This window comes from Caballeronia sp. (assembly GCF_049581465.1).
GTDB lineage: Bacteria > Pseudomonadota > Gammaproteobacteria > Burkholderiales > Burkholderiaceae > Caballeronia.
This window is the reverse complement of sequence record NZ_JBAUSA010001387.1, coordinates 1-11,725: the sequence shown is the minus strand read 5'-3', so window position 1 is coordinate 11,725 and position 11,725 is coordinate 1. Positions and strand designations below refer to the sequence as shown.

Genomic DNA, 11,725 nt, shown 5'->3' with positions numbered 1-11,725 from the left:
CGCTGGCTTGGCGCGCGCGAACAATTCTTGAAAGCGTGAACTCGGCGTCCCGCGAGCGGTCTCTAACGCACGTCGCTCAAGCAAGGCAGCCGTCCGGGTTGGCGAATTGCTTCGGCGGGTGTATAAGTCAAATCCTATCGATTCGATAATTCCCATTGGTCCCTAATGACCCTAACTGAATTGAAGTACATCGTCGCGGTGGCGCGCGAGCGGCATTTTGGCCGCGCCGCCGAGGCGTGTTTCGTGAGTCAGCCGACCTTGTCGGTGGCGATCAAAAAGCTCGAAGACGAACTGAACGTGCAGATTTTCGAGCGCGGCACGAGCGAGGTAAGCGTGACGCCCATCGGCGATCAGATCGTGACGCAGGCGCAGCGCGTGCTGGAGCAAACGCTCGCCATCAAGGAAATCGCGAAACAGGGCAAAGACCCGCTGGTCGGGCCGCTGCGACTTGGTGTTATCTACACCATCGGGCCGTATCTCCTGCCCACGCTCGTCAAGCAGATGATCAAGCGCGTGCCGCAAATGCCGCTGATGCTGCAGGAAAACTACACGCTCAAGCTGATCGAGTTACTGAAACAAGGTGAAATCGACGTCGCCATCATGGCGCTGCCGTTTCCCGAAACCGGCCTGATGGTCCGGCCGCTCTTCGACGAGCCGTTTGTCGTCGCGATGCCCGCCGGTCATGCCTGGGAAAACCGCGCGAAGATCAATGCGGAAGATTTGAAGCTGGAAACCATGCTGCTGCTCGGCAGCGGTCATTGTTTCCGCGATCACGTTCTCGGCGTGTGTCCCGAACTGATGCGTTTTTCGCAGAACGCCGACGGCATTCAAAAGACGTTCGAAGGTTCGTCGCTGGAAACTATCAGGCATATGGTCGCGAGCGGTGTCGGAATCACCGTGTTGCCGCGCATGTCTGTGCTGGACGTCAAGCCCCACGCGGGCGGTGTCGACGCGGGTCTGCTGAGCTACGTGCCCTTCGAAGAGCCCGTGCCTGACCGTCGGGTCGTGCTCGCCTGGCGCAAGAGCTTTACGCGGATGCCCGCCATCGAAGCGATTTGCGACGCCATTTCCGCCTGCAACATTCCTGGTGTGACACGGCTTGAACTGCCGGCTGCAGTGAACTAACCTTTACCCGCGCCCGCACTGGGCGCGGTTCCAGACCCCCATCCCCATCCCTGTTTCGTCGAGCGACACACCCGGACGATTCGTTCGACCTATCGAATAGATAAAATTAATTGAGTTATAAAAATCGATAGCGTTTGATATTCTGGCTTCCGTGGTTCAGCCTTGATCCGCCACAAAAACACAGGAGGAAGCCATGACATTGATCGCCCGCCAGGTCACACAATTCACCGCGACGTACCGCGAGGCGCGCTGTGTCGTTCTGGATGTGCTCGCGAATTTCGCCAGCACGTGCTGATCGCTTTCGCCGACACGTCCTTGTTTTGTTAATACCCACAGATTCCTGGAGCTCTCGATGACCCAAAGCAAACTCACCACCGCCGCCGGCGCGCCCGTCGGAGACAACCAGAACTCGCTCACGGCGGGTCCGCGTGGCCCGGTCGCGTTGCAGGATTTCTGGCTTATCGAAAAGCTGGCGCATTTCGACCGCGAAGTGATTCCCGAGCGCCGTGTGCACGCGAAGGGGTCCGGCGCGTTTGGCACGCTGACCGTGACGCACGATATCTCGCGTTTCACCAAAGCCAAGGTGTTCGCCGAGGTGGGCAAGCGAACGCCCACGTTCATGCGTTTTTCGACGGTGGCCGGCGAGCGCGGTGCCGCCGATGCAGAGCGCGACGTGCGCGGGTTCTCGATCAAGTTCTACACGGAAGAAGGCAACTGGGACGTCGTGGGTAACAACACGCCGGTATTCTTCATTCGTGATCCGCTGAAATTCCCGGACTTCATCCACACGCAGAAACGCGACCCCTACACCAACCTGCGCAGCAACGTGAACGCGTGGGACTTCTTCTCGCGCCATCCGGAATCGCTGCATCAGGTCACCATCGTGATGAGCGATCGTGGGATTCCGAAGGGGTATCGGCAAATGCATGGTTTCGGTTCGCACACGTATTCGTTCATCAACGCGAACAACGAGCGTTTTTACGTGAAATTTCACTTCAAGTCGCAGCAGCCGCTCGAAAATTTCACCGATGCCGAAGCCGCCGAAGTCGTAGGCCGTGACCGGGAAAGCGCGCAGCATGACCTGGTGGACAACATTGATCGCGGCAATTTTCCGAAGTGGAATTTCCGTATCCAGGTCATGCCGGAAGCTGACGCGGCGACCTACGGCATCAATCCGTTCGATATCACCAAAGTCTGGCCGCACAAGGATTACCCGTTGATAGACGTCGGCACGATCGAACTGAACCGCAACGCGGCGAACTACTTTGCCGACGTCGAGCAGGCGGCCTTTTCGCCGGCGAACGTGGTGCCGGGCATTGGTTTTTCGCCGGATCGGTTGCTGCAAGGGCGCTTGTTCTCGTACGGAGACACGCAGCGCTATCGGCTCGGCATCAATCACCACCAGATTCCGGTGAATGCATCGAAGGCGGTCGTGCAGAACTCGTTTCATCGCGATGGCGCAATGCGCACCGACGGCAATAGCGGCGGGCGCGTGAACTACGAGCCGAATCGTTTCGGCGACTTCGCGCAGGACCCGGGCGTCAACGAACCGCCGTTGGCGGCGGGCGATGTGCAGCGTTACGACCATCGCGAAGATGATGATTACTACAGCCAGCCGGGCGCGCTGTTCCGTCTCTTTGACGACGCGCAGAAGCAACGTCTCTTTGGCAACATCGCGCGGGCAATCTTCGGCGTACCGAATGAAATTGTCCGGGTGCAGATCGAGCATTTCCACCGCGCCGATCCGGCATATGCGGCGGGCGTCGTGGCAGCGCTGGCGGCGCTCGGCCAGAAGGTCGAGGCGGTTAGTGCAGATGTCGGCGTGGCGGTGAAGTAAAGCGTGAAGGCGTGAAGGCGAGGCGCGAGTGAGGTGCCTCGTCAGTGGAATCAGGAGTTTAGGAGCGTGGCGATGACACAGGCAATCATGAATATCGGACGGGCGGTGATGGATGTCGAGGCGAAGAGCCTGAAGGCATCGCGTCGCGTGCGGATAGCGATAGGCTTTGGCATCGTCGCGGCGGGTTATGCGGCGATTGTGGTGGCAGGGCTGCAAGGCGTAGGATTCGCGCGTCTCTTGTGATTCGTGACGCGTGAAGTATCAGTCGCCGCGTTCGGTTCAAGGCGCATAGCCCGTGCAACGAGTCGTACCCCGTTTCTACGATAAACTCATGCACGCTCGGCGGACGCGACTGGAGCCAAGGTCGTTTGATTGCCCCCATCGTTCGGACCACTATCAAGGAGTCACTATGGCGAAGAAAGTCCCCTCACCGGCTGTGAATATCGGTATCAGCGACAAAGACCGCAAGAAGATTGCCGAAGGCTTGTCGCGCTTGCTGGCTGACACCTACACGCTGTATCTGAAGACACACAATTTCCATTGGAACGTCACGGGGCCCATGTTCAACACGCTGCACCTGATGTTCGAAGGGCAGTACACCGAACTGGCGCTGGCCGTCGATTCGATTGCTGAACGTATTCGCGCGTTGGGCGTGTTTGCGCCAGGCAGTTATCGCGAGTTTGCGAAGCTGTCGAGCATTCCCGAAGCTGACGGAATTCCGTCAGCGGAAGAGATGATCAGCCAGTTGGTGCAAGGGCAGGAAGCAGTCGTGCGTACGGCGCGCGATATTTTCCCGCTGACCGATAGCGCCCACGACGAACCAACCGCGGACCTTTTGACGCAGCGCATGCAGATTCATGAGAAGACCGCGTGGATGTTGAGGGCCATGCTGGCGGAGTGAGGTTGATTGCTGCTAGTTGGTGAGCGGCACGATTAGGGAAGCCCCGCGTTCGGACGAATTCGGGGCTTTCGGCTTTTTGAAGCGGATCTCGGTCGACGAAATCGCGTGCTCGCCAAATGTAACGTTCCGGCTAAACGCCGCAACAAAGGCCGGATCCGGGCCAACCCTGCGCACTGCCTTAAAATACCTGCACCGCTCATTCGCCGTCGCCCGATTCCATGCTCGCTCGCCTACCGCTGTATCTTCGCCTCGTCCGCATGGACAAGCCCATCGGCAGCCTGCTGCTGCTGTGGCCGACACTCAACGCGCTATGGATTGCGTCCGACGGCCATCCGTCGCCCATGCTTTTGGTGATCTTCATCCTTGGCACCCTGCTCATGCGTTCCGCAGGTTGCGCCATCAACGATTACGCCGATCGCGACTTCGACAAACACGTTAAGCGCACGGAGAATCGACCGATCACGTCCGGCAAGATCGCGCCATGGGAAGCCGTGGCGTTGGCGGCGGCGTTATCGCTGATCGCGTTTTTGCTGATCCTGCCGCTCAACGCGCTGACGAAGGAGCTATCGGTATTCGCTCTTTTCGTGGCCGGGAGCTACCCCTTCACCAAGCGTTTTTTTGCGATTCCCCAAGCGTATCTTGGCATCGCGTTCGGGTTCGGCATTCCAATGGCGTTCGCTGCCATTCAGGATCACGTGCCGCCGCTCGCATGGATCATGCTGGTTGCGAACGTGTTTTGGTCGGTCGCCTACGACACCGAATACGCGATGGTCGATCGCGACGACGACATCAAGATCGGTATCCGCACCTCCGCACTGACTTTCGGCCGATACGACGTTCTCGCCATTATGTTTTGCTACGCCGTGACGCTTGGGATTTACGTCTGGATCGGCGCGGCATTGCAATTCGGCGCGCTGTATTGGGGTGGCTGGATGGCGGCGCTCGCATGCGCGATCTATCACTACACGTTGATCAAGAACCGCGAACGCATGCCGTGCTTTGCAGCGTTCAAACATAACAACTGGCTCGGCGGGGTGTTGTTCGCGGGTATCGCAGCGCATTACGCGTTCATGCGCTAACGCCGCGCGGTACGAAAAAGCTTTTGCTTCTGCCGTTCCCGTTTTGCCTGCTTCATGAGAATGGCCGGGTCCCTTTTTCAAGACAGGGATGGCCATGTCCGCAGGCCTGCGCCGCCTCTGTTCGTCGCCACTATTCGCATTCGCTTGCCTTCAGCGCAAATTCTTCTTTTGGCCCGTGCTCCAGAGGGGCGCGATTTCTCCATCTACCGGGTTCGATTTAGGAGCGTGCTGATCTCTCCCCCGTGCCACTACAGCAGAGAATTGTTTCGCAGATTGAAATTGAAATGCACATGGGCATTCAAGCTGCATTCGTTCAACTGATACGGTGTCGCCCGATCCGGGACTCCCCGTTGATTTTCTCCGCACAGAGGCTAGAAAGAAATATGTCGAATACGCAAATTCGTAGTCAATCGCTCGCTGACGCGGCCGTCAATGTACCCGCAGCGCCGGTGTTGCTTGGCCTGAGCCAACACACGCCCGACGGCATTGACGTTGTGGCTGCGGGCGCCACGACGCACGATACAAGTCCTGTGCTCGCGTTCGTCGCGATTCCGGGCGACACCTACACGCTGTACGACAACGGCACGCTGATCGGCACACTGATCGCGACCAGCGACAACACGGGCTGGGCGCTGCCGACGCTGGCCAATGGCGTGCACAACCTGAGCTTGACGCATTCGACCCCCGCCGGCATGAGTGCGGCCTCGAACTACAGCTTCACTGTCGACGCGACACCATTCGCGCCTGTCATCCCGAGCGTGGTGGATGCAACCGGTCTCCTGGCCGGCAACCTGGTACCGGGCGGCATATCGACGGACGGACACGCGGCCTTCAAGGGCACGACCGGCAATGAAACGGCGGACTTGAATGTTGATCCGAGCGCCTATTTCAAGCAGGCCACCGGCCACGTCCAGGGCAGCACGGGCGGTATCGACACGCTGCAGCTAACGGGCGATCACCAGGTGCTGGATCTGACCTCGCTCTCCGGCAAGACGGCGGCGGCGAAGGTATCGGGTATTGAATCGATCGACCTTGGTGGTCATTCGAACAGCCTGAAGCTCTCGCTGACCGATGTGCTGAACCTCGCCGAGCTGGACCTGTTCCAGAAGGACGGCAAGCACCAGATGATGGTGAGCGGCTCGAACGGCGATGCGGTGGATCTGTCGAACGCGCACATTGCGGGTGTCGCCGACGGTCAGTGGGCCCAGCACAGCACGGCGCAGGTCGGCGGCGTGACGTATAACGTGTACGAGCACTCGGGCGCGCATACGGAACTGCTGGTTCAACAGGGCGTGCAGATCGCGTTGCATAACTAAGGAAGTTCGAACCGGCGCGCACCGAAGGGGCGCGCCGGTTCGTTGATGAAACGGCTTTTCCTTTCGCGTGCCTGGAACGAAGCGTGGCTTATCTCCGTTCGATGCAACCTACGTCGCGCCCTCAAGCCTTCCCTAACTCGTCGCCCATTTCCTTCGCCCGCGCGTCCGCTGCCAGCGCACCACGGACGATAGCTTCCTTCACGCCTTGTGCCGTGAAGGAAGCTAAAGCTGCCGCCGTCGTGCCACCTTTCGATGTCACCCGTTCCCGCAACACACTTGCCGGTTCGCTCGATTGCGCCGCCAGTTGGGCCGCGCCGGTGAACGTGGCGACCGCCAAAGCGCGCCCTTGGCTTTCGTCCATTCCCAACTGGCGCGCCGCTTCCTGCATTGCTTCGATAAAATAAAACACGTACGCCGGACCACTGCCCGAAATAGCGGTGACAGCGTCGATCTTCGATTCGTCGTCGAACCAGACGATCTCGCCGACCGCTTCAAGCACCTTCGACGCCAGCGCTTTCGCGGCATCGTCAACGCCGGGAAGCGCTGCCAAACCCGTCACGCCCATGCCGATGAGCGCCGGCGTATTCGGCATGGTGCGAACGACATTCGTATACCCGCCGAGCCAGCGCGACAGATCGGCAGCGCGAATCCCCGCTGCGATGCTGATGACCAATTGCTTCGACAGCGCAGGCCGCAAGGCAGTCGCGACGTCCTTCAATACTTGCGGCTTGACGGCGAGAAGAATGGCGTCGTAGCCGGCGAGCGTCGAGTCGATGGCAACACCCGTCTTGATGCCGAACTCCTTTTCAACGCGGACGCGCGCTTCTTCACCGGGATCGACGGCATAGAGGTCGGCTGGCGCGACGCCCCGCTTGATCAAGCCGCCGATGAGCGCCGACGCCATATTCCCGCCGCCGATAAAAGCAATTTTCATGATGAGTTTGCGTTATAAAAATCAGTTTGAATAATCGCGCGCGCCGAAGATCGCCGTGCCGATGCGCACCATTGTCGAGCCTTCGAGGATCGCTGCTTCGAGATCGGCTGACATGCCGATCGAAAGCGTGTCGAGTTCCAGGCCATCGGCGCGTAACGATTCCATGAGTTCGCGCAGTCGCCGATGCGGCGCGCGCTGTTCATCGAGGGATTCGGCGGCTTCGGGAATCGCCATCAGCCCGCGCAAGCGCAATCGGGGTAGCGCGGCAATCCGGCGCGCAAGTTCCAGCGCTTCTGCGGGCGCAACGCCGCTCTTCGACGCCTCGCCGCTGACATTGACTTGCAGGCAAACATTAAGCGCAGCCATGCTCTCGGGCCGCTGTTCGCTCAACCGTTCGGCGATCTTCAGCCGATCGACGGAATGCACCCAGTCGAAATTCTCGGCGACGACCTTGGTCTTGTTCGACTGCAACGGCCCAATGAAATGCCACTGGACCTGATCGCGCAGATCGGCGAGTGCGGCAATCTTCGCCACCGCTTCCTGCACGTAGTTCTCGCCGAATGCGCGTTGTCCTGCTTCGAACACGGCGCGCACATCCTCGGCGGGAAAGGTCTTCGATACCGCCAGCAACGCAACAGACGATGCGTCGCGCGATGCCGCCGCTTCGGCTTGCGCGATGCGTTGGCGGACTTCATTGAGGTGACGGGCGAGATCGGAGGAGGAGGGCATCGCGTGTTCAAGAGCCGGTGAATGACAAGCCCCGATTATACGGACGCAAGGCTGCGTTCCCGGAGGGGCTGGCGCGGTTTGAGCCCCGCGCGCCCCATCCCCCAACGCTAGCCATACAGCAGATGCTCGAGCAACTGAATCCAGTGCGCGACGGGCGTCGATGTCCCGCTCTGCAAATGCGCGATACACCCGACATTCGCCGACACGATCATCTGCGGTTCGAGCTTTTCGAGCTGTTCGAGCTTCTGGTCGCGCAGCGTGTACGACAGCTTCGGCTGCAAAACCGAATAGGTGCCCGCCGAGCCGCAACAGAGATGGCTATCGGCGGGAATGTGAACTTCTATTCCAAGTGTGGTCAGCAGGTTCTCGACTTGACCGCGGATCTGCTGGCCATGTTGCAACGTGCACGGCGGATGGAACGCGACCGTATGCACGGCGCGCCGGCGCACGAGCGCGCCCAGTTGCTCCTCATATTGCGGAAGGATTTCGGCGAGATCGCGCGTCATGTCCACAATCCGCGCGGCCTTTTCTGCATAGACCGGATCGTTGCGCAACAGGTGCCCGTATTCCTTCACCATCGCGCCACACCCGGACGCGTTCATTACGATCGCCTCCACGCCGTCTTCCACGTACGGCCACCACGCGTCGATGTTATTGCGCACATCATCCAGCGCGTCCTCGTTGTAGCCAAGATGCAGCCGGACTGCGCCGCAACAACCCGCGTCCGGCGCGGTCACAATCTCGATTCCCAGGGCATCGAAGACGCGCGCAGTCGCGATATTCACGTTGGGCATCATCGCGGGCTGGACACAGCCGGAGAGCATCAACATCTTGCGCTCATGTTTGCGCGTAGGCTCCAAAAGCGGACGCTCAGCGACTGGAACTTTCGCGCGCAAGGTCTTCGGCAAAAACGGCCGGAAGTGCTGGCCGAGCTTCATCGCGGGCGTAAAAAGCTTGCTGTTCGGCAGGAAGTTGGCGAGCAATTGACGCTTCACGCGCTGGCCGAATGGCCGCTCCACTTTCTCTTCCACCACTTTGCGGCCAATCTCGATCAGCCGGCCATATTGAACGCCCGACGGACATGTCGTCTCGCAATTGCGGCAAGTCAGGCAGCGATCGAGATGCAGCTGCGTGCTACGCGTGACGGGCGCGCCTTCCATCATCTGCTTCATCAGGTAGATGCGCCCGCGCGGGCCATCCAGCTCATCGCCCAGGATCTGGTACGTGGGACATGTCGCCGTGCAGAAACCGCAATGCACACACTTGCGCAGAATGGCTTCGGCTTCGTCGCCATCGGGCGTGCCGCGCATGAAGTCGGCGAGGTTCGTTTGCATTGCGAGGGCCTTCCGGCTCAGAAATCGGGGTACAGGCGCCCGCGATTGAAAATGCGCGCGGGGTCGAATGCAGCTTTCAAGCCGCGATGGATTTTCATCATCGGGGCGGCCAGGGGAGTAAAGACACTCGTGTTGCGGTCGTACGCGGCGCCCGTCCTGAAAATGGTTGCATGGCCACCCGCTTGTTTGGCACTGATGCGGACCGTTTGAGGATCGGCGTCGGTGATCCACCAGCGCTGCGCGCCGCCCCATTCCATCAGGTGCGGTCCGGCGAGGTGCATGGGCTCGGCGATCGACGGCAATGAAAGACGCCACAGCGCAGCTCTAGGCGGCAGCACGGCGAAGAACGGATCGGTCTGTTCCCGCAAGCCGGACCAGAAGCGCTCGGCTTCCACTGCGTCCACCACTTCGCCGCCCAGCGATAAACGCGCGGCCTTGACCGCCGCTTCCGCGCCGCCCAGGCGCAAAGCGAGCGTGTGGTCGCACCACGCGCTCGCCGACAGCGGCAAGGGACGACCGCTCCATTCGTTGAGCTTGCGCACGGCATCGATGGCGTTCATATCGAATTTAAGCGTGGCCTCGGCAACCGGTTTCGGCAGCACTTTCACCGACAACTCCAGGATCAACCCAAGCGTACCCAGCGATCCGGCGAGCAGTCGCGAGACGTCGTAACCGGCGACGTTCTTGACCACTTGTCCGCCGAAATGCAGGACCTGACCCTGACCGTTCATCACTACCGCGCCAAGCACGAAATCGCGCGGCGCGCCTGTCGCGGCACGCCGCGGGCCGGCAAGACCCGCAGCAATGCAGCCGCCGAAGGTCGCGTGGCGGCCAAAATGCGGCGGCTCGAACGGCAGCATCTGGCCGCATTCCTCCAGACGCGCTTCGATCTCCACCAGCGGCGTCCCGGCTTTCGCGGTAATCACAAGTTCGGCCGGATCATATTCAATGATTCCCCGGTGCGACCGCGTATCGACGACCTCACCTTCCAGCACCTGTCCGTACCAATCCTTCGTCCCGCCGCCGCGTATCCGCAGCGGTGTCTGGCGCTCTGTCGCGAGGCGCACGCGCTCCGTCCAGCTCGCGACGATGTCATCCTCTGTCATGTTGTTCCGCGTGTTTTTATTGGCTCTTGGAATCAGTGTATCGATGCGTTCCGGCGCGGCCACCCGGATAAACGTGGATAGGTCTTGTGCGTGCGGTCCGGACTAAAACCGTGGAATGTCCGGATGCGGCAGCAAACCACCGCGAATGTGCATTTTTCCGTACTCGGCGCATCGCGCGCGCGTCGGAATGCCCTTGTCCGGATTCAGCAAACCCGGCGGATCGAAGGCGCGTTTGATGGCGTGAAACGTGTCGCGCTCCTCCGGCGAAAACTGAACGCACATCGAATTGATTTTCTCGATACCCACGCCATGCTCGCCCGTCACCGTGCCGCCCAGCTCCACGCACGTTTCCAGGATGTCGGACCCGAACGCCTCCGCCCGGTGCCATTCGTCGAGGTCGTTGCCGTTGAAGAGAATCAGCGGATGCATGTTGCCGTCGCCAGCGTGGAATACGTTCATGCAACGCAGCCCGTATTTGACTTCCATTGCTTCGATACGCCCTAGCAGCGGTCCGATCTGGCGGCGCGGCACCGTGCCGTCCATGCAGTAGTAATCCGGGGAAATACGGCCGGCGGCGGGAAACGCGTTCTTGCGGCCGGACCAGAATTTGAGACGCTCGGCCTCCGAGCGTGAAATCTGGATGCGCGTGGCGCCGAATTCGCGCAATACCGCGGTCATCCGGACGATTTCCTCGGCCACCTCATCAGCCGTGCCGTCCGATTCGCACAGCAGGATCGCCTTGGCGTCGAGGTCGTAGCCTGCTTGCACGAACTCTTCGACGGCGCGCGTTGCAGGTTTGTCCATCATTTCCAGGCCCGCCGGGATGATGCCGGCCGCGATGATTGCCGCAACGGCATCGCCGCCCTTGATGACATCGTCGAAGCTCGCCATGATCACCTGCGCCGTTTGCGGCTTCGGAATCAGCTTGACGGTGACTTCCGTGACGATGGCGAACATGCCTTCGCTGCCGATCAACACCGCAAGCAAGTCGAGGCCCGGCGCGTCGAGGCCGAGCGAGCCGAATTCGAGAATGTCGCCTTCCATGGATACCGCCCGCACGCGCAACACGTTGTGGCACGTCAGGCCGTACTTCAGGCAATGGACGCCGCCGGAATTCTCGCTGACGTTGCCGCCGATCGTGCAGGCGATCTGCGACGAAGGATCGGGCGCATAGTAAAGCCCGAATGGCGCCGCAGCCTCGGATATTGCGAGATTGCGCACGCCGGGCTGGACCGTCGCGGTGCGGGCGTACGGATCGACATCGATAATCTTGCGAAAGCGCGCGAGCGACAGCACGATGCCGTGCCGGATCGGCATGGCGCCGCCGGACAAGCCCGTGCCGGCGCCGCGCGGCACGATCGGCA

Annotated in this window: 11 protein-coding genes; 6 read left to right on the top strand and 5 right to left on the bottom strand. The window is 60.6% G+C overall.

Translation table 11 applies throughout. The features are described from left to right. Positions 1 to 165 precede the first annotated feature (165 nt). From WCA53_RS33550 to WCA53_RS33525, 6 genes are all read left to right on the top strand, one after another. Positions 166 to 1,125, top strand: coding sequence for a LysR substrate-binding domain-containing protein (locus WCA53_RS33550; protein WP_423922255.1), 960 nt, complete (start codon positions 166 to 168; stop codon positions 1,123 to 1,125). Positions 1,126 to 1,477: 352 nt separating this feature from the next. Continuing rightward, on the top strand, positions 1,478 to 2,962 hold the full coding sequence (locus WCA53_RS33545; protein ID WP_423922251.1) for a catalase: 1,485 nt from the start codon (positions 1,478 to 1,480) through the stop codon (positions 2,960 to 2,962). 72 nt (positions 2,963 to 3,034) lie between these two features. Continuing rightward, positions 3,035 to 3,205 (top strand): hypothetical protein, encoded by a 171-nt coding sequence (locus tag WCA53_RS33540; RefSeq protein WP_423922248.1) that lies wholly within the window; start codon positions 3,035 to 3,037, stop codon positions 3,203 to 3,205. Positions 3,206 to 3,371: 166 nt separating this feature from the next. Then, positions 3,372 to 3,863, top strand: a complete 492-nt coding sequence (locus tag WCA53_RS33535) for a Dps family protein (protein ID WP_423922245.1) — start codon at positions 3,372 to 3,374, stop codon at positions 3,861 to 3,863. A 218-nt stretch (positions 3,864 to 4,081) separates the two neighbouring features. Beyond that, positions 4,082 to 4,942, top strand: a complete 861-nt coding sequence (gene ubiA / locus WCA53_RS33530) for a 4-hydroxybenzoate octaprenyltransferase (RefSeq protein ID WP_423922242.1) — start codon at positions 4,082 to 4,084, stop codon at positions 4,940 to 4,942. A 383-nt stretch (positions 4,943 to 5,325) separates the two neighbouring features. Then, complete coding sequence (locus tag WCA53_RS33525; protein ID WP_423922240.1) at positions 5,326 to 6,258, top strand: Ig-like domain-containing protein; 933 nt, start codon at positions 5,326 to 5,328, stop codon at positions 6,256 to 6,258. A gap of 121 nt (positions 6,259 to 6,379) precedes the next feature. Here the strand turns inward: WCA53_RS33525 and proC are convergent, their stop codons facing one another. The 5 genes from proC to WCA53_RS33500 all read right to left on the bottom strand — a co-directional run. Continuing rightward, positions 6,380 to 7,192 carry a pyrroline-5-carboxylate reductase gene (proC, locus tag WCA53_RS33520; RefSeq protein ID WP_423922236.1) on the bottom strand — a complete coding sequence of 271 codons (813 nt, stop codon included), beginning with the start codon at positions 7,190 to 7,192 and terminating at the stop codon, positions 6,380 to 6,382. Between the two features lie 21 nt (positions 7,193 to 7,213). After that, positions 7,214 to 7,921, bottom strand: a complete 708-nt coding sequence (locus tag WCA53_RS33515; RefSeq protein WP_423922231.1) for a YggS family pyridoxal phosphate-dependent enzyme — start codon at positions 7,919 to 7,921, stop codon at positions 7,214 to 7,216. 107 nt (positions 7,922 to 8,028) lie between these two features. Continuing rightward, a complete protein-coding gene (gene glcF, locus WCA53_RS33510; RefSeq protein WP_423922228.1) occupies positions 8,029 to 9,255 on the bottom strand; it encodes a glycolate oxidase subunit GlcF in 1,227 nt (408 codons plus the stop codon). Between the two features lie 17 nt (positions 9,256 to 9,272). After that, a complete protein-coding gene (glcE, locus tag WCA53_RS33505; RefSeq protein ID WP_423922225.1) occupies positions 9,273 to 10,361 on the bottom strand; it encodes a glycolate oxidase subunit GlcE in 1,089 nt (362 codons plus the stop codon). A gap of 102 nt (positions 10,362 to 10,463) precedes the next feature. After that, positions 10,464 to 11,725, bottom strand: a 1,262-nt coding sequence (locus WCA53_RS33500) for an FAD-linked oxidase C-terminal domain-containing protein (RefSeq protein ID WP_423922222.1), incomplete at its 5' end; no start/stop codon positions are given.